Origin of the sequence: Sphingobacterium sp. UBA1897 (assembly GCF_002337775.1) — a bacterium.
GTDB lineage: Bacteria > Bacteroidota > Bacteroidia > Sphingobacteriales > Sphingobacteriaceae > Sphingobacterium > Sphingobacterium siyangense.
Map to the genome: position 1 here is coordinate 19,595 of NZ_DDGR01000032.1, position 18,284 is coordinate 37,878.

Sequence of the window (18,284 nt, forward strand, 5' to 3'; positions counted from 1 at the left end):
AAGCTGTTTGAGTTTTTCGCCATAAAACCAGGGCATCTCGCCGGGCTGGTATCCACTTTCTGGCAAAGCCTTATCCATTTCATCAGGAAACGAATTAATCTTATATCCCTTAAAAGGAAACTCAGCGTCTCCGCAATTTGCTACGCTTAAGAGCGCTGCGGGGCCATGGCAGATTGCCAATAGATATTTATCTTCCGCTACTACCCATTTGATAAGTTCTTTGACATCATTATTTTCAGGTAGTCCTAGCATTGCCCCATGTCCTCCTGGGATAAAAACGGCAACGTAATCAACATATCCTTTATTCTTGTCAGCTATAAAATCTCTCAGGTTGTGCGGGTTTGAAAATTGCGTATTATACTTGTCGAGGATTTTACCGATGTTTTCATCTTCATATGGCATAGCCCACATCTCAAATTTTACAGGAGCGCCTGTTGGTGTGTAGAAGTCAACCTCAAATCCGGCCTGTTCGAAATGAAGAATGGGAACCAGTGTTTCGACCGGATGATTGCCCGTTGAAAACTTCTTTCCATTTTTCATTGTCATATACCGTTCTTCTGTGCAGAGCACAAGAATTTTTTTCCGGGTGTCCTTGTTGATATCACTGTACTTTTTTTTACTGTAATTTGTCTTGGTCGTAACCATCGTTTTTCTTGAAAAAAAAGAAGGCTCGTAACCAATGCCGTCAAATACGGACTCTTTGCTCAAATCGTTTGAAAATAATGACATAATAGTATTTTTTATTGTTTGTAATTCGTGCTATTGATAAGCTTCGAATGTCAAACTTTCCACATTTTATAAATCTTTAAAAGATAACAATATCCAAACCCATGCTGTTTCGCTAAAATAATATTTGTGAAAAGGGATGAACAGCTCGTCCTAATATTCGTGATATTGGATATACTGGCCAACGTTCCTGAGTCCTGTTCGTTAGGATCCCAAAAAGTTCGTTTCGCAAACCTGTGGTGTAGGACTATGCCGACTTCGTACTGCCTCGCCATAAGTGGCCCGATGTTAAGAAAAAGACAGGCTAAAAAGTTCATGTCGTTCACCCGCAATTAAAAAATTATGTTGACGATTCATCAGCGGGCTGATTTTGTAGATCGGGCCCGCGCCGCGGGGCCTCAGGATATATTTTTAAAGATGGCAATTTTGATGAACTTTTTATCGGAATCAGAAATGTATGCTGGAGAAAGATTTATTACCGTTGGATTCTAATCCTTAGCTGCTGATTCTGACCCTTCCAGCCCCAACTAATTCGTAAAAACCATTACCCAGTGCAAGCACAGATTGATACGATGATTTTACTTTTTGTTCTATATGTATTTTCTTTAAGTTATCCTTTGAAAAACCCAGAAGTCTCATGTGAGCCCTGAGTAGTGCACTGCCCTCCAGTCGGAAAGTAACGGAATTTTTGCCGATGCGGACGTTTGAAATCGGATAATTTATAAATACAGTGCCGCCCAGATTGTCTATTTTGAAATATTGTCGCGTTATGATACCAAATGGCAGGCCGGCCCCGTATACTTCCTGACCGACTTCACCGCTTTTCTCCCAGCCGTCATGTATGTCTTCAAGTGGAATCCATAAGTCCTTTTGTACCTCACCCGTTTTTGTTTCTTCGGCAATCATTTCTTGCGGTAGAAGCGGAGGATAATAGTAGGCGAGTCTGCCCGTCGCATACTTGATAAATTCGGGGATTAATATTCTTAGCGATGGAAGAATTTCAATATCTGCTGCCGCTTCAAGATAATGATGTAGGGCAGCAAATACTTCCAGCTCTTCGTATGCCGCTGCATAGGGAGCATCTTTCAGGGGAAAAACAGAAAAGAAATAGGGGAAATTTTTGCCGTATCCATAATTACAGTCCCACAATTGGCAGTTGTTGAATATACCGGCTAGGCAGCAATAACTGAGCTCCAGGTAGTGCTTATCATTGGTCATCTTATACATCTCCACAAAGGCACCTGCAGCAAACGCCGTGTTGTTCGCCTGATAGAATATATCAAAGGCCAGACCGTCTAATTTTTTAATCGCCCTGCTCGCTTCCAGCAGAAACCGCTTTTCTTTTGTCAGCTGCCAGGCTAGGAGCATAACGTGAGCATACGAGCCCGGAGCATCCTTTTCACCCCCGTTGCCTGGAGCTGTTTCAGCTTTTAATACCTCCAAGGTGGTCATTTTGTAAAAAACGGGCCATTTATAATTAAAATTTCTTGCAACCTTTATCGCATAATCTATCGAATCCATAAACAGTTTTTTAGCCATCTTATCTCCCCGCAGTGCCAGTCGTGCAAGGTTTAACAAGGGGTGGTGTAGATACCAGGAATCCATTACCATCTCGCTCTTTTGCTCCTCGGAATGATCCAGATCATCTTTTAACGAAGGGTGCCACCTGACCAAACTCTTTATAGATTTATCATAAAAATACCTGAGTCCATCAGAGAGTTCTTGCAGCATCGGGTGGCTCTGTCCGGTCCAGGTAAGATACTCATTCAGTGGGAGTAGGACGGCAAGCTGCACCATGATCTCAGCAGGTGTTTTGTAGTCACCCACATAGGCATTCAGATAAGAGATGCCGTCCGTTTGAGTCCAGCAGCCTTTATTGCTGGAAATATTATCCAGAATTTTCTCAGCTGTAGGTAGCCAATTATGCTGGCTGGGTTCGGGCTTAGGAAGGATAAGGTATATTGATGCGAGTAAATCAAGGTAACTTTCAACAATCTCGGTATCACTTTCTGGGATATTTTCATCAAACTGAACAAACGCATCGGAAATAATATATTCCTTGTTGGCCGGCAATGGCTTGTCGGCGTTGACGGGAAATTGGAACCCGAGCTCTGGCCATTCGCCGCCGACTGTTTCGCGGAGCGACACCTCAGTTTCCTGGCAGTAAGGGGACATGGCAGTCAGGTTCTGAAAATAAAATACAGAACCCGCTTTTGGCTTCATCATACTGAAATAGAGCTGTCCCGATCGCGAGCCGACCTGTTTAGCATGTATTGTTCCTGCTGTATTTTCGGTATTTCCATCTTTAGTCAAGGGAACAATATCGCGTGGCCAGAAGGGGATTAGCAGCGGTAATTTTGTCCGTATTGTAGTGGTATAACGAAAGGTGGCTAGCGGACTTTCTGGAAAAAACAGTATGATTCGATAATAGGCCAATCTGGTTGAATCAGTGATCAAAATCTCATCAGAAGCTTCGGAGATCGTCACTTTTTCGAACAGGCTATTCATTCCAAAGGCCAGCCTAAAGGCTATGCTTGGGCCTGCTGGCCAAAAGACAATGAGCCAAATCGAACCGCCAACATTATGGATTTTGAGTTTGTATGCTTTTAGGTCTATTTCAAAAATAGGCACAGAATTCGAAATATCGGCTTGGACAGTTGCTGCCCAAGGAGTGACAGGATTTATCATCCTGCAAATTTCTTATTTTTATAACTGCTTGTCTTACTACAGGAAGGCGAGTAACGTCGCAATGGTTTTAACAATCGACGTTTATGTTACAACTACGTTGAAAAATGTATTTCTCCTGTTATTCAATTATGCTGAGGAAAGTAATATAGGGGTTTCGGAGAGGGTTGAAATCATAAATGCCCGGCAATCCGGGCATTTATTACATTTATGAAGCTGTCTCGTTTACCGACGAGACGGCTATTTCTGTGAGTAAGATATCGGTTTGCTTTTCCTCATCGAGGGTTTGCTGGAGCAATTGCTCTGCTTCAGTGTGGTTCATCAGTTTTGCAAATGTGACCAGACAGCCGTAGCTCGCGATTTCATAATGCTCAACCTTTTGTGCCGCAGAAATAAGTGCCGCGTCTAGTGCTGGATCATCTTCAAAATTTTCGATGATTTCGTCAGCTTCCTCCAAAAGGCCTTCCATGGCTTTACATTTTTTACCGCGTGCAGCAATACCCAAAGCTCCAAATACCTCTTTCAGCCGCTCAATCTGTCCTTCAGTTTGGCTGTGGTGCTCCTCAAATGCTTGTTTCAATTGTTCGTCTTCTGCCGCCTTGCTCATTTTCTTTAAACCTTTTAAGAGCTGTTTCTCTGCGCCTAGAATATCTTTTAACTCGTCTACAAATAACTCGTGTAAATGCTCATTTGGCATTTGTTGCTGATTTTGATTCGATTTTGCCATAACTCTTTTTTGAAGATGGACATCAGTCAGGAGGATATCGTTTTCTAAAAGTCTCACTAATGTCAGATAATTTGTAATAGTGGTTTAACTTGCATACTCACTACCGACGAGCGGAGGGGCTGCGATACGATGAAGGCGATAGACCGAGCAATATCCTCGGCATACAACATTTCCATCGCTTCGATTTTTTCGCGCTGTTCTTCGGGCGAATAGGGTTGCATATCGGTTCCGACAGCTCCCGGTTCAATAAGGGAAACCTGAATGCCCTTCGGATTAAACTCCTTGCGTAAAGATTCTGTAAATGCTTTGATACCGCCTTTTGAACAGACATAAACAGAACTTTGTGCCTCTCTGACATCTGCACTCATAGAGCCTACATTAACAATATGTCCTGATCCGTGGGGTTCCATCCTAGATATGGCCGCTTGTGAACAGCTCAGATAGGCAAGAATATTGATACGTAATAAATAAGCCTGGTCCAAATATGTCCCTTCTTTAACCGATTGATAAGCAACGGCGGCATTGTTTATCAACAGGTCCAACCGATCATACACACGGTCAAACTCCTGAAAGAGAGACCTGATTCCATCTTCTGTAGCCAAGTCTACAACGATACCATTTAATGAGCCCGCGCATGTTATTTTATTGAAGTCTTCCAGTGTGTCTTCCAGCTGCCTTTGGTGATGACCACATATCAGAACGTGATTTCCCATCGATGCGAGCAATAATGCGGTGGCACGACCAATTCCTGTTGTGCCACCGGTAATTAGTATATTTTTGTTCTTTATCCATTCTGGTAGGACAGCATTTTCATAATTTGTTGGATCCTTTATCATCATTTTTATAATTAGTGACTATGTATGCTAAACTGCATTAGTGGAACATTAGCTCTTCTAAGTTCGTTTGAACCAGCTTTTTAAGGCGTATTTGTTCGCCTTTTTGCGTATTTACCGATAAAACGATTCTCTTAGAGAATGGTTCATCCCCAATAATCATCTTAATAATTATAAACCACGAGGGATTGTTATGAGACAGACAGCCTTCAGATTATTCGAAATATTATGACACGAGACGGAATCAATAGAAGTTTTTGGCAAAGCGATGAATCCCCCAATTTTTCATCCGACAGCATTGATCTAACATTTGACACCATCATTGTTGGAGCAGGAATTACGGGAGTAACTTTAGCGAAGGAATTACAACATAGGGGTATAAAGTGTTTGCTTTTAGACAAGGAAAATCCCGGATTTGGAACTACGGGCGGAACTACTGCACATATCAATAATTTTTATGATGCTTCGTATAATGAGATTATCGCTAATTTCGGAAAAGCAGCAGCTCAACAGCTGCTACTCAGTACATGTGATACGGTAGATTACATTAAAAATAATATTATAAGAAATAGGATCAGCTGCGATTTCTCTGTATGCGATTTTTTCCTTTTCAGCGCAGAGGAGGGACAAAATGAGCAACTGGATCAAATTTATGAAGCTCATCAACAACTCGGATTGAAAACATCTCAAGTGAATTCGATCCCCTTTAGCGTACCTTTTAAAAAAGCGATTTGCATTGAGGGGCAAGCTCAATTTCATCCAATTAAATACATTGAAGGATTATTGTCTACCTATATCGATGAAGGGGGTGCCATCCTTACGAATCAGATTATTGAGGAGTATGACAATGACGATAATAGCATTACCATAAAGACAAGTGATAAAAGAATCTTTACAGCAAAAAATATCGTTTGGGCAACACATACGCCCCCCGGAAGGAATAGATTTAATTTATTATTAGCTCCATACCGAAGTTACGTTGTGGTTTTGAAACTTCCTAAAAGCTCACCTGCATTCGGACAGGCTGCAGATTTGTATGATCCTTATCATTACTTTAGATACCACCATGCTGAAGACGGACAATATTTAATCGTTGGTGGGTTCGACCACAAAACTGGAGATGAAAAGGACACAGAGAAAAATTTTGATGACCTGAAACAATGGGCTAATGAACATTTTGATTATGATGAGTTGATTGCTCAGTGGTCGTCACAGTACTATATCTCGGCAGACGGTTTACCTTATATCGGAAGAATGCCAGATGAGCGCAATGTTTACATCGCTACGGGTTACGGCGGCAATGGAATGACTTTCGGCTCAATGGCATCTTTGATAATTCCCGATTTGATTGAAAATAAGGAAACTACCTTATCCAAATTGTTGTCACCTGCGCGGGTGAAACCGATCGCAAGTGCTAAAAGTGTGGTGTCTGAAGGGTTGAATGCGGTCAAGCATTTTGTTATGGACAAGCTTTCGCCAGATACAGTAAAAGAGCTGGATGGCATTTCCAAAGATGGCGGGAAAGTTGTCCGTTTTGGAGGACAGACATTGGCGGTCTCGAGGGATAATGAGGGTACATTATCTTGTTTAAATTCAGTGTGTCCACATATGGGTTGCACGGTGTCCTGGAATTCTTCAGAGCATACATGGGACTGTCCTTGCCACGGATCTAGATTTGATGTCAACGGCAACATGTTAAATGGGCCTGCGACCAAAGGTCTATCCAAACTCGATCTACATTTTTAATACAAACCATAAACTATTCTTGATCATATAAAATGTTCAAAATCGCTATCTTTCGTGCGCTTCAGTTGGGGGATCTCCTATGCTCCATACCGGCGATAGCTGCCCTTAAATTTAATTATCCAAACGCGAAACTTTACTTTATTGGCCTGCCACATATGCGTGCGCTAATGGAGCGTTACGATTGCATAGATGAATATGTCGATTTCCCTGGGCATCCGGCGCTTCCGGAGATTCCGCACGACCCCAAGGAATTGGCCCGGTTCATCCTTCGCATGCAAGCGGAAAATTTCGATCTGCTCGTCCAAATGCAAGGAGATGGGACTATAGTAAACGATTTTTTAACACAATTCCGTGCAAGGCGAATGGTCGGATTTACACCGTTAGCCGCTGCAGGTGATTCGGATTGGCTGACCTATCCGAATAACCTGCACGAGGTGGAGCGACATTTGGCACTCGTCCGTTTTTTAGGTCTCCAAGTTGTATCGAGCGCGATGTACTATCCCCTGTTTCCAGCAGACTGGGCAGCGTATGAGCACATAAAATCTGAAATGGTACCACCATTTGTTATTGTGCATGTAGGAAGCAGGGACGCGAGACGGTGTTGGCAGCTCGAAAATTTCGCCTATTTAGCCAGTTATATGTACAATAAGGGATATCAGGTAATACTGACGGGCGTATACGCAGAGCGAATACTGGTGGATAAACTACAGCGTTTACTGGAATTTCCCACAGTCAATCTTTGTTCCAAGCTGGATTTAGGTATGTTGGGCTGTCTGTTGACAGAGGCCTCTTTGTTACTTAGCAACTGTACCGGCATTTCGCATGTCGCTGCGGCATTGCAGACAAGGAGCGTTGTCATTAGTATGGACGGCGAGCCAGAACGCTGGGGGCCGCTCAATAAAAAGCTGCACACCACATTTGACCTAACTGTACCCGTCGCCATGGCACAGATTGAACGTGAAGTCAACCGTCTTCTTCCATAAGCTCCTTTTTAGTGCCGCTGCGGCCAAGTAAGGCCTGAAATTTTTTAAGAATGACAGCGGTTGTTAAAGGAACAATTTTAGAGGCCCTGTTCTGCTTATCCACGAAGATATTGATGGTGTTTTTTGACCTGGCCGAAGGGCTGACTGGATATAAGATAAAATCGGAGTCACGCGACCAGGGAATATGTTGCGGATTAGTCTGCGCATATAGGACCATTGTGGGCCTTTGTAATGCGCAGGAAATGTGAGCCACACCGGTATTTACCGTAATTACAGCATCTGCCTGCTGCACCAGTAACAAAAGGTCACGAATACTTGTCTTCCCAATGAGATTGACCAGATTTGGCGAGCTGGCGGCAGACGAACAGGACCTTAGGTACCCGTTATTTTCCTTACCCACCAAGACCACCTGGAAATTCAGTCCGAGCAATTTTTCGAGGAGTTCCCGCGCGACTTCAATGGGAATGCGACGCTTCTCTTCAGAGACATCATAATTGAGGATAACACGTTTGACATCAGGCTCTGGTAGGGAGATTGATAATGTGCTGGAAGGCATTTTTAAAGTCGGTAGGCAAATACTTAGATGGGAGATACCCAGGTATTTGACCAATTCAAGATCCCTTGTAATTTGATGTTGTACCTGAAACAACGGCTCTTTATCGGGAACCCAATGCGTGAGCAACGAATAGGGATTTTCACGCATATACGCCGCGCGCTTCGGAATGCCGGCAAGATAGGCTAATAGAATCGCTGCCATTGGATTCTGGCTATAAACATTAAATATGATACAGGAGTCAAATTGTTTTTCCTTAATATCTGCAATCAACGCTTCGGTGCGGGCCGTAGAATCCTGGTTGCTTAACTTCATCCATGGCGCATCATATCGTATATATGCATCTACTGTACCTAAAAAAGGAATAATAGGAATAGCCATTTCCGATGCTAAAAGTGTAACCTTACAGTGGGGCATATTCGTTTTTATCTGCTGTAATGCGGCATTGTTCATAATGAGATCTCCCATATTATCTAATCGGATGATCAGCATATTTTTACAATCTTTCCATTTGTCCATATTAGCTGATTTTCTTTAAGAGTTGGCTGCTATTTTCCTGCACACGTTGTATGATATTAGTTGTCGATTGTTGGTGTACATGCGGAATAAAGACAAGTTGGGTTCCTAGTATTTGAAGCAGCCCCATTTCGGGCATTTCTTCGCTTTCATAAGCCTCGCCTTTAACAAATACATGGGGTTTCACTTTTTCGAGTACCGGAATCGGGTCGTCGGAGAGCTCATCACCAAAAGGGACAATGTAGTCGACAGCCGATAAAGCGCGCAGCACTTCGATACGTTCGTTTAGGGTATTTATGGGTCTGGAGGCTCCCTTTAACCGAGCAATGCTTTCGTCTGTATTAATACCGACAATCAGAATATCTCCTTGCGACTTGGCCTCACTGAGGTAATGTGCATGACCTGCATGAAAGATATCAAAACATCCATTTGTAAACACAATTTTATGGTCGGTGCGTAGTTTATCGCATACTGATTCAAGGCTTCTGAGATCCATGATCACTTTATCATCTTTATGGTGTAGCTCCTGGGCAAGCTCTTCGCAACTACAGCTTGCTGTGCTACTTTTATGAATACCGATTTGAGCGGCTTTGATACCCAATTGTATGGCTATATCTTCTTCCAGTTTGTTATAATAAGCCAGACAGAGCACAGTCAGAAAAGTATCACCGGCACCGGAAAAGTTTCCTTCGTTTAGGGCAGGTACGGGATAATGTTTGGGCTCTTCCTCTTTTTTAAATAAGATCACGCCATCTTTGTCCAGGGTGAGCGCTACCCAATTTGCCTTCGAGATAACACACAGACTTTCGGACCATTCTAACGCCTGTATTACGCGTTCGTTTTGCGGTTTATGTCCTAAAATTTTACACGCCTCCTCATAATTTGGCTTAACCAAATCGGGGCGCAGACAGTTATATCGGTAATAATCCTTGCTGTCTACAGCGATTATCTTAGGATCTTTCTGCTGCTCCTCATAAAGTAACTGAATCAGTTCGTCGGGAACGTTGCCTTTGTCATAGTCCGCCAGAAAAATAATATCGATATGCCGCAGCATTTTTTTTACATCTGCTAGATATTTTTGTAATAGAGCAGGAGTAAAATGATAGACACGGCCAATGTCATAGCGTAAGAGACATTGATTTTCTCTGCGCAGGCGGGTCTTGGTTAGTGTCTGACAGTCAGCATTGAAAAGGATGTTGCTGGTATCTATTCCTCGTAACCGCAAGTCACGGGCTATGGTTTGGGCACTGTGATCGTCGCCAAGCATAGTAACTACAGAAACTTTGGCGCCCATGTTGCAGAGATTGGTGATCACATTTCCGGCCCCGCCGAGGCAGCACTGTACAGCATTGACATCCAAAACCGGAACAGCAACATCGGGCGCAAGCCGGTTACACTCGCCGTCCAGGTAAATATCCAGCATACAGTCCCCTAAAACAAGAACCCTGGGATTGTTGAATCCTTTTTCGACCAACTTATTTAATGTTATTTTATTCATAATATTCTTTTTCTAATGTGATTACCTGAGTCAATCCATAAAAATCATCGCTGATGAAATCGGGCCTAAATTTCGGGTCTTCCAACCGGTCTTTTTTGCGTTCCTGCCTACTTCGATCCACCAAAATAGTTTTGCAGCCCGCAGCTCTTCCGGCAGCGACATCATTCAAAATATCGCCTATCATCCACGATTTTTTTAAATCGATATGAAGCTCCGCGGCTGCCTGATATAACATTCCCGGTAATGGCTTGCGACAAATGCATTGCAAATCGCTCGCTCTGTCGCCATGTGGACAGTAATAAATGCCATCCAGGTGAATACCCTCAGCCATGAGCTGTTTTCGAAGCTCAGAAAAAGCGATTTCCAACTCTTCTGCCGTAAAATAGCGCCGCGCTATACCCGACTGGTTGCTAACGACAATGAGTTTATATCCTTTTTTTTGCAGCACCCGCAACGGTTTAAATATATCGGGGTAGCATACAATCCGCTTGGGGTCTACATTGTAAGGCACATCTTTAATGAGCGTTCCATCCTTATCTAAAAACAGTGCTTTTTCCATTGGCTATGCGATCAGTTTTTTTTGTATTAGGATACGCTCGTTCCCTTCTGTTTGTCTAACCATTTGTTGTTCTACAAGCGCACAGAGCTGATGGATTATATGGAGTTGAACTTCCTGAATGCGGGCTGTATTATCCGATGGCACAATGAGGTTGTGCTCGCCGTACTGCGTTGATTCGCCGCCGTCCTTTCCCAATAAGTTTACACAGACAATGCCTATTTTATTTGCTTCTTTTAATGCGTTGATAATATTTGCCGAATTTCCACTGGTACTGAGACATATCAGCATATCGCCAGGTTGTCCAAGCGCCTGTACTTGTCTCGAAAACACCGTGTCGTAACCAAAGTCGTTGGCCCAGGCGGTCATGACCGAAACGTCAGTATTGAGCGATATAACCGGATAACCGGGCCGTTGTGGTATTTCGAATCGCCCCACCAGTTCAGCTGCAAAGTGCTGGCTCTCCGCTGCGCTGCCCCCATTACCACAGATCATGATTTTCCGGTTTCCCCGGAGTACCGAAACCATTTTAGCGGATAGTCGAGCAATCCCGCCAGCCATAACTTCTGCTGCTTTTTCAAAGGTTCGTGAGGAGCCTATGAAACTCTGTTTTATCTGATAAATTGCTTCTTTTTCGGTTGTCTTTGGTACGCATTGTTCATAGAGCCTGGCCATACTTTCACTAACGGTTTTCCAGGTGAAAGATTTGACATGGCGGAGTGCGTTGACGGAAAATCTCATGCGCTTACGGTCGTTGCTTATCAATTCGACGATGGCAGAAGATAATTGTTGTGGTTGTTGCGGGGGGACAAGTAAACCGGTTTCTTCGTGGCGGACTGTGAATGATATTCCGCCGACGTCGGCACCAATTACTGGTGTACCACAGGCCATCGATTCTAAGGGTGTAATCCCGAATGGCTCATACCAGGGCGTCGTAATAAAGAGCTCACTTGCAGCATAGAAGTATTTCAGTTTATCGCGATCTTTTTGCCCTGTAAAAATGACTTTATCTTTGATATTGAGTGCGGTACAAAGATGATCCAAATGTTCATATTCAGTACGGTCATCGACTGAATCAAAGTTGCCGCCCACCACTAAAAGCCTAAGTTCTGGTAATGCATGTTGCGCATGTGAGAAAGCCTCAATCACGTTGTCGATGCCTTTGCGTCTCACCATTCGGCCAAGCTGTAAAATATAGGTGAAGCTAGGGTCAAGACCCAATTTTTCCTTTGCTTCGGTACGGTCAACTGGATGAAAATCTGTAGGATTGTAACCGCAGGGGATAATCTCTATCTTATCCTGCGGCGCCTGATAATGCTGAATGAGATCTTTTAAGTCGTTTGGACATTCGGCTATAATACGTTCTGCCGCCCAAATAATATCTTTTTCAATTTTTTCACGTATTTTCGGAAACTTATCGGAGCAGCCCTGGTGCATTCTACGCACCGCGCCTAAGGCATGAAAAGTAATGACAAACGGTATTTTTAACTGTTTTTTTAGCTCCATAGCCACCATCCCCGAGAGCCAGAAATGGGCATGGACCAACTGGTAAACCAGCTGATTGTTCTTAATAAAAGCAATCATATTCGCGGTAAACTCTTCCATATGATCATAGAGTTCTTCCTTGGGCAGTTCCTGCATTGGACCCGCTACGATATGGATAACACGAATATTCGGTTTCCAATAGACGATCTGTTTCTGCTTAGGGTTTTCTGCTCTCGTATAAATATCGACCTGATGACCCATTAGAGCTAGCTGGGTGGCTACTTCGGCCACATAAACATTTTGGCCGCCACTGTCCTTTCCACCCAATGTGGCGAGTGGTGAGGCATGATCACTAATAAAAGCTATTTGTTTTCTCATTATATAAGGTATTAGTTAATTTTTGTGTTGATTAAATGTTCCCATTGTTGCGCAAAACGGGCGATATCAAAAAGCTCCTGGGCTTTACGCTGTGCATGCACACTTAATTGCTGTGCATGAATCGGATCGTGTAGCAACATGTTCATCTTAGCGATTAGCTCATCGATATCCAGTCCGATATAACCGGTTTTTCCGTTTTCAATGACAGTCGATAATTCCGTTGTTGCTAATCCAATTATTGGGAGGCCCACCATCATTGCCTCGCAGATGGCCAGTCCAAGACTCGTATAACGTATTGGATTAAAAAAGAAACGATAATTTTTAATAAATTCAGGCAACTGCGGATGCAGCACTTCGCGATTGCCGTACGGCGCGTTATCCATACCGATGAGATCTAAAGGAACCTGCTGCTGTACACGTTCAAAGATATCGCTACCCAGCATGCGTCCGCGAGAAGGGAGATTATTTATAACGACGATCCCTTTGTCTAGTTTTCCATTGTAGGTAACGCCGTGTGTATCCACGCCATGGCTGATCACACGAACATCTGGAACGCTGGTTTTCCACATGAGATGGTTAAAATGCGTCACATGGACCAACGTAACTGCCGGATTCGTTACCGGATGGATTTCATCACAGGGATGATGCCACGGCGGATCGTGTTCGATGTAAATCTTAGGCAATAGCTGCTGTAATTCTGACAAGATCACGTATTGATCTTCTAGGTAATTTTCATCACATTGAAACAATATCAGATCAAACTCAAGATTACGAACTTCATTGGCAGGAACTTCAATTACATTTTCACCAAAGGGAAATGTGTTGCCTCTACCGACATACCTGGGGCCTCTTTCTGCTGTATAAGGAATATACAGCGTATAGTCTCCCTGCGATAAATAATACAGATAGGAGCCATGGATATGCCAAGTTAGGATACGGGGTTTTTGTGCCATAATTTTTTTTTATTAAACATTCCCTCTTTCGTCCATGTCGGTAACAGCCTTAGATGGAGGTCATTTGTTCTAAACCTTTGTCTGATGAACGGTTGTAAGCGTAACTTGGTTTAATGGATTAATACCCAATTAGATGTATAAAGTACTTTCTCCTCAGTATTAAGTCCTATAAATGTATTAAATGGAACCAAACGAAGCCGATGACTGTTACACCAGAAAGAAAATGCTATGGAATTTAAACCGACACATCATCTCGAACCGCAGCAGATTGACCAAAGTTTACGCATGGTCGTTATAGATGGAGTATGTTCGGAAATTGTGGTGTGTTTAAGTAGTGGCGCTATATTAGTGGGCGCAGCCTTGTTGCTTGGGGCTAGCAATTTTCAGATTGGTTTGCTGGCCTCATTTCCGACATTATGTAACCTGTCGCAGCTGCTGGCCATAGTGCTGATGCAGCGCTACTCGAACAGGAAAGTTATCACGGTTTTATCCGTATTTATCGCGAAATTACCATTAATAGCTATTGGCATTATCATGGGGCGCAGTGCTGGTCTTTCATTTAACATTCTGCTGATTTTAATGTTTGTTCACTATTTCCTCAGCGCCATTGGTGGAGCAGGCTGGAATTCATGGGTTAAAGACCTTGTTCCAGAGGCTCGTCTTGGTACTTACTTTTCCAGACGTACCCGGATCATGCAGCTGACGGATATAACCGCAAGTCTTGTCGTGGCTGCATTGGTTGACTATTACTCCAGGAATGCACCGGGCGAATTGAAAAATCTGTATAGCGTTTACTTTCTGACGGCTGGATTTGTCGGTTCCGCTGGCGCCTTCTTTTTGGCTCAGGCAAAAGAGCCGATACAGCAAATGTCGGGCGGGAACCTGGGCCATCTATTACTTGAGCCGCTTCGAAACAAAAATTTTAAAAACTTGCTCATCTTTAACGCCGTTTGGCTCTTCGCTATTAATCTGGCTATTCCGTTTTTTACTGTTTTTATGCTAAAAACGTTAGGTCTTTCCATGAAAATGGTCATTCTGCTGACTGTAGTCAGTCAGCTAGGAAGTGTAGCCGGATTACGTCTTTGGGGAAATCTTTCCGACAGGTACAGCAATAAAAGTATCATATACCTCACTGCGCCGATTTACATTTGCTGTATTTTGTTATGGATATTTGTCGGGATCTATTCACGTGCACTTCCCAATTTAATTTTGTTGGTGCTCTTGCATGTCATGACTGGAATCTCCACAGGAGGCATTAATCTCGCGATGACCAACATAGGTCTCAAGTTAGCGCCTAAAACTGATGCGATTATTTTTATCACGGTAAAAAATATGGTAGCATCTTTTTTTACCGCTATGGGACCGATTATAGGAGGTTTACTGGTCGATTATTTCGCTACCCGCGAGCTGCAGATCAGTATCTCCTGGAAGAGCCCCGATCTGCAGACCGGCGGAAAACTGATCTATCTTCATGAATGGAATTTCCTCTTCCTCATGGCTTCTGCACTGGCTTTTGTATCGCTGCGTTGGCTTGCCAAAGTGCAGGAAAATGGCGAAGTAAGTCATCAGCTTGTTAAGCGTATTATGAAAAAGCGTTTTCGCGCCGGATTGAAGGAAAGCTTGCTCGTGGGCAATATCATCACGTTGCATGCACAGCTTAAGCAGATTATAAAACGTAAAATGCCGGCAGACTAGTTTCATACTCATTGTTATTTCGATAGCGCGTACTAGTACTGCAAGCGGTGGTTTTTACCCAAAATTTGTTTCAGGACAACCATTAGGGTTTTAGCACTGTTCAATTTTCATATAATTCGAAGGTTAAACGCAGAAGATATGAAAAAAATTAGTGTATTGATATTGGCAGTCCTCGGGCTTTGGGGATGTGGCAATAGTAGCAACAAAGGAAATCAAGCAAATGGGAGCTACGACTCCTCTACTCATGTCGATGATGGACAGTCAGGCGCAGTCGCCAGTGACTCTTTAGGCCGAGATAGCACAGATTCTTTACAAAGGCAACCGTCGCCGGCTAAACCCGACTAAAGAATAAAGATGTTAAAATAAAAAAGAGAATGGTAAAAAGTATAAATTCTATAGTTTGCGCTATGCTGAGGCTAAGCTGGATACTCCAGCTTAGCCTCTTTTATTCCGTTGTTTCTGCGCAAAAGATGGATTCACTCCCCGCAGCAGTCGATTCGGTAGCTGTCCGAGATTCGCTGCCAGATAATCCACTTGCTACCGCAAGAGCGTTCCTTGAGCAGTGGCGCCACCAAGTCAATCATTATTACACAGCTTTTGACAGTATAAAACGTGAGGTGGCATGGCAGCGGGGAGAGGAGGATAGAGGCGGGGCAAAAGGCGTTCAGGGCTATATCCGGCAGGTTAAGCCTTCTATACTGTTATTACGTAGCAAAGTAGATGTGCTGCGGAGGCAGACTGTACCACAAGACTCCACTGCGTCGTCTTGGAGTGCTGTTCAGGACAGTGTAGCGACCATGCAACGCGATATAGAGTCGCTGTTATTGGATATGGATGATCTAAACACCAAGGCACAACAACAGCAAAACGTCGTTCAGACGGCGCAAACAGCAGCATCTTGGAGTTATTGGAAAAGCATAATACACAAGAATCTGGAGCAGGACGGTCTGTCTCAACGCTATTATGATAGTGCTTGGGACGGCCGTTTTGTTCTACTGATACTGAGCCTTGCATATTTTTATTGGCTCTATCAAATGCGAAAGCGCGAAATTGGAGCCGAAGAACAGCTTCCTTTACATCGAAACAAGCCTTGGTGGATCCCTATTTTAAAATTCGCCGTTTTTTTTCTCGTTCTTTTGCCACTCACATCTTTTCGGGTTCCAGTACTCGTAATCGAATTAAGTTATTTATTGATTTTTGGCTTTTTATATCTGCTTACGGCCTCGCAGTTGTCAGATTTTAAAGTAAGAATGATGCAATTCGTTTTCTTTTATTATATCCTCTTGCTGACCGTAAACCTGATTTTGGATATAGACTGGATATCAAGAATTGCTGCCTTATTGGTTAATGGGTTTGGCATTCGTCTCCTCTGGATACTCGGACGAAAAACCGATAGCAAAATCCCTTTTGATTACCTGCGGCCTTTTGCCCGTTGGGCACTTATTGCGTTCAGTATGGCTGCTATTATTTTTGATTTCTTCGGCTACTTAAATTTAGCACGCACATGCAGTATTGCTGCTGGTGTGGGGTTACTGCAGGCTTTATCTTTGCATGCTTTTCGCGATATGATGTCTCATGATTTGCTTAATTCCTATGAGAATGCTAAAGAGGCTCATTTTATCAGTAGATTCGATAAAGAAAAGATGATTACCGCCCTACATCGTGTAATCGGACTTTTTTCCACGATTTTGGTTATTATCATTTGGGCCAATACGCTGCATATAACGAGTGAGATACGTCGACTTTTTGATCGTTTGCTGCACAGTAACCATTCGGTCGGAAGTATCACATACACCTATGGTGATGTGCTCTTAGCCTTTGCTGTTGTCTGGACGGCGAACTGGATACAGAAGAATTTAAAAGATCTGCTTGATCAGCCTGAGTCGAAGGTAAATCAGCGCCGAAGTGCTTTACTACCGCTTGTGCGTGTCGTTATCTTTATCGTTGGCTTTTTGATAGGGATTCGTATTCTAGGTTTGGGAGTTGATAAGCTTACCGTTATTGTTGGAGCACTCAGTGTCGGAATAGGTTTAGGTCTTCAAAATATTATAAATAATTTTGTTTCCGGCGTTATTTTGGTGTTCGAGCGTCCTTTTAAAGTTGGCGACTATGTGGAACTTGCCGACAAGAAAGGTCAGGTTCTGCAAGTGGGTATTCGTTCCAGTACCTTGCTCACCGATCAGGGGGCGCAGGTAATCATCCCAAATGGAGATCTCCTTTCCGGTCGCTTGGTCAACTGGACATTTGAGGAATCTGATATTCGCTTGAATCTTCAGCTTACCATTGTAACGAGCCGCAATATTGAGGATTGGAAAAAATGGTTATTGGAGCGTGTTGTCGAGTTTCAAGAAATTGATCAAAGCCTTCCGATAAAAATTCTGACGAAAGATATCACAGCAGATGCCTATGTTGTATCCATTCAAGTAGGGATACAGCATGTACGACAGATCGAATATTTTCGGAGCAGCTTTCTTGAAAAAGTAAAAGCGGAAGCAATCCTTTATGATTCTAAAGTTACTTCATCCTAAAGTTAAATGAAGTACAAAATAACCAACGGGTAAATATAGCCTTTACGCGTTGGTTATTTCGTAAAATTAAAAGAGAGTTTGATTTTAAATGGTTCTTCCATCGTTAGCTAACTCTCCGTCGTTGGCTTCCTCCAGTTCATCAGTCTCTCGTTCATCAATCTCTCTTTCGTCTTCTTCCTGTTCGTCAATTTCAGGAAATTCATTTTCTTCTTCGTTTCCCAGTTCTTCGTCGATGCCTAAATCATCCTGATCAGGCATTTCTGGAGTTTCATCGGATTCATTTTCTGATAATTCCTCTTCAGGATTATCTGGCACATCGTTCGGAAGATCCTCGGGGCCCTGTTGTGCGACAATTGCGAATGCAACGATAAGTATACCTTGATACCGATCCTGCATAATTTGGTTTTTTTTCATCTTTTAAT

The 18,284-nt window shown here is 43.2% G+C and carries 16 protein-coding genes; 6 read left to right on the plus strand and 10 right to left on the minus strand.

The annotated features are described in order from the left end of the window. On the minus strand, nt 1-729 hold a 729-nt coding region (locus tag B4N43_RS22390), incomplete at its 3' end, for a DJ-1/PfpI family protein (protein WP_286736300.1). Between the two features lie 339 nt (nt 730-1,068). Here B4N43_RS22390 and B4N43_RS22395 point away from each other — a divergent pair. Next, nucleotides 1,069-1,218: a hypothetical protein gene (locus B4N43_RS22395; RefSeq protein ID WP_286736301.1), complete on the plus strand. Its 150-nt coding sequence runs from the start codon at nt 1,069-1,071 to the stop codon at nt 1,216-1,218. 3 nt (nt 1,219-1,221) lie between these two features. Here the strand turns inward: B4N43_RS22395 and B4N43_RS22400 are convergent, their stop codons facing one another. The 3 genes from B4N43_RS22400 to B4N43_RS22410 form a co-directional block, all read right to left on the minus strand. Then, the gene (locus B4N43_RS22400) at nt 1,222-3,414 is read right to left on the minus strand and encodes a hypothetical protein (RefSeq protein ID WP_286736302.1); all 2,193 of its coding nucleotides are present in this window, start codon (nt 3,412-3,414) and stop codon (nt 1,222-1,224) included. Nucleotides 3,415-3,619: 205 nt separating this feature from the next. Then, on the minus strand, nt 3,620-4,138 hold the full coding sequence (locus B4N43_RS22405; protein ID WP_286736303.1) for a ferritin-like domain-containing protein: 519 nt from the start codon (nt 4,136-4,138) through the stop codon (nt 3,620-3,622). 62 nt (nt 4,139-4,200) lie between these two features. Further along, the gene (locus B4N43_RS22410; protein ID WP_286736305.1) at nt 4,201-4,977 is read right to left on the minus strand and encodes an SDR family oxidoreductase; all 777 of its coding nucleotides are present in this window, start codon (nt 4,975-4,977) and stop codon (nt 4,201-4,203) included. Between the two features lie 222 nt (nt 4,978-5,199). Between B4N43_RS22410 and B4N43_RS22415 the strand changes: the two genes are divergently transcribed. Next, complete coding sequence (locus B4N43_RS22415) at nt 5,200-6,717, plus strand: FAD-dependent oxidoreductase (protein WP_286736307.1); 1,518 nt, start codon at nt 5,200-5,202, stop codon at nt 6,715-6,717. Between the two features lie 65 nt (nt 6,718-6,782). After that, nucleotides 6,783-7,700, plus strand: a complete 918-nt coding sequence (locus tag B4N43_RS22420) for a glycosyltransferase family 9 protein (protein WP_286736308.1) — start codon at nt 6,783-6,785, stop codon at nt 7,698-7,700. Here the strand turns inward: B4N43_RS22420 and B4N43_RS22425 are convergent. From B4N43_RS22425 to B4N43_RS22445, 5 genes are read right to left on the minus strand one after another with little or no spacing between them, the layout of a single operon-like run. Next, complete coding sequence (locus tag B4N43_RS22425; protein WP_286736311.1) at nt 7,681-8,772, minus strand: glycosyltransferase family 9 protein; 1,092 nt, start codon at nt 8,770-8,772, stop codon at nt 7,681-7,683. The two genes, B4N43_RS22420 and B4N43_RS22425, sit on opposite strands and share 20 nt — an antisense overlap. A 1-nt stretch (nt 8,773) precedes the next feature. Beyond that, entirely contained in the window at nt 8,774-10,267 is a 1,494-nt protein-coding gene (locus tag B4N43_RS22430; protein ID WP_286736313.1) for a PfkB family carbohydrate kinase, read from the minus strand. Beyond that, entirely contained in the window at nt 10,260-10,826 is a 567-nt protein-coding gene (locus tag B4N43_RS22435; RefSeq protein ID WP_286736314.1) for a D-glycero-alpha-D-manno-heptose-1,7-bisphosphate 7-phosphatase, read from the minus strand. Before B4N43_RS22435 ends, B4N43_RS22430 begins: the two co-directional genes overlap by 8 nt. 3 nt (nt 10,827-10,829) lie before the next feature. Then, nucleotides 10,830-12,686, minus strand: coding sequence for a glycosyltransferase (locus B4N43_RS22440; RefSeq protein ID WP_286736317.1), 1,857 nt, complete (start codon nt 12,684-12,686; stop codon nt 10,830-10,832). A gap of 11 nt (nt 12,687-12,697) precedes the next feature. Next, on the minus strand, nt 12,698-13,639 hold the full coding sequence (locus tag B4N43_RS22445) for a glycosyltransferase family 4 protein (protein WP_286736320.1): 942 nt from the start codon (nt 13,637-13,639) through the stop codon (nt 12,698-12,700). A 228-nt stretch (nt 13,640-13,867) separates the two neighbouring features. Between B4N43_RS22445 and B4N43_RS22450 the strand changes: the two genes are divergently transcribed. The 3 genes from B4N43_RS22450 to B4N43_RS22460 all read left to right on the plus strand — a co-directional run bounded on the left by B4N43_RS22450 (nt 13,868) and on the right by B4N43_RS22460 (nt 17,862). Continuing rightward, the gene (locus B4N43_RS22450; protein WP_286736322.1) at nt 13,868-15,334 is read left to right on the plus strand and encodes an MFS transporter; all 1,467 of its coding nucleotides are present in this window, start codon (nt 13,868-13,870) and stop codon (nt 15,332-15,334) included. Between the two features lie 138 nt (nt 15,335-15,472). Next, nucleotides 15,473-15,679 (plus strand): hypothetical protein, encoded by a 207-nt coding sequence (locus tag B4N43_RS22455; protein ID WP_286736324.1) that lies wholly within the window; start codon nt 15,473-15,475, stop codon nt 15,677-15,679. A gap of 62 nt (nt 15,680-15,741) precedes the next feature. Further along, nucleotides 15,742-17,862, plus strand: coding sequence for a mechanosensitive ion channel family protein (locus B4N43_RS22460; RefSeq protein WP_286736326.1), 2,121 nt, complete (start codon nt 15,742-15,744; stop codon nt 17,860-17,862). Between the two features lie 84 nt (nt 17,863-17,946). Here the strand turns inward: B4N43_RS22460 and B4N43_RS22465 are convergent, their stop codons facing one another. After that, nucleotides 17,947-18,276 carry a hypothetical protein gene (locus B4N43_RS22465; protein WP_286736329.1) on the minus strand — a complete coding sequence of 110 codons (330 nt, stop codon included), beginning with the start codon at nt 18,274-18,276 and terminating at the stop codon, nt 17,947-17,949. Nucleotides 18,277-18,284: the final 8 nt, after the last annotated feature.

What these genes read in the sequence shown, in the direction of transcription:
- B4N43_RS22395 (WP_286736301.1), top strand. Translation starts at nt 1,069, where the DNA reads ATGTTGACGATTCATCAGCGGGCTGATTTTGTAGATCGGGCCCGCGCC.
- B4N43_RS22400 (WP_286736302.1), bottom strand. Translation starts at nt 3,414, where the DNA reads ATGATAAATCCTGTCACTCCTTGGGCAGCAACTGTCCAAGCCGATATT.
- B4N43_RS22405 (WP_286736303.1), bottom strand. Translation starts at nt 4,138, where the DNA reads ATGGCAAAATCGAATCAAAATCAGCAACAAATGCCAAATGAGCATTTA.
- B4N43_RS22410 (WP_286736305.1), bottom strand. Translation starts at nt 4,977, where the DNA reads ATGATGATAAAGGATCCAACAAATTATGAAAATGCTGTCCTACCAGAA.
- B4N43_RS22415 (WP_286736307.1), top strand. Translation starts at nt 5,200, where the DNA reads ATGACACGAGACGGAATCAATAGAAGTTTTTGGCAAAGCGATGAATCC.
- B4N43_RS22425 (WP_286736311.1), bottom strand. Translation starts at nt 8,772, where the DNA reads ATGGACAAATGGAAAGATTGTAAAAATATGCTGATCATCCGATTAGAT.
- B4N43_RS22430 (WP_286736313.1), bottom strand. Translation starts at nt 10,267, where the DNA reads ATGAATAAAATAACATTAAATAAGTTGGTCGAAAAAGGATTCAACAAT.
- B4N43_RS22435 (WP_286736314.1), bottom strand. Translation starts at nt 10,826, where the DNA reads ATGGAAAAAGCACTGTTTTTAGATAAGGATGGAACGCTCATTAAAGAT.
- B4N43_RS22440 (WP_286736317.1), bottom strand. Translation starts at nt 12,686, where the DNA reads ATGAGAAAACAAATAGCTTTTATTAGTGATCATGCCTCACCACTCGCC.
- B4N43_RS22445 (WP_286736320.1), bottom strand. Translation starts at nt 13,639, where the DNA reads ATGGCACAAAAACCCCGTATCCTAACTTGGCATATCCATGGCTCCTAT.
- B4N43_RS22450 (WP_286736322.1), top strand. Translation starts at nt 13,868, where the DNA reads ATGGAATTTAAACCGACACATCATCTCGAACCGCAGCAGATTGACCAA.
- B4N43_RS22455 (WP_286736324.1), top strand. Translation starts at nt 15,473, where the DNA reads ATGAAAAAAATTAGTGTATTGATATTGGCAGTCCTCGGGCTTTGGGGA.
- B4N43_RS22460 (WP_286736326.1), top strand. Translation starts at nt 15,742, where the DNA reads ATGCTGAGGCTAAGCTGGATACTCCAGCTTAGCCTCTTTTATTCCGTT.
- B4N43_RS22465 (WP_286736329.1), bottom strand. Translation starts at nt 18,276, where the DNA reads ATGAAAAAAAACCAAATTATGCAGGATCGGTATCAAGGTATACTTATC.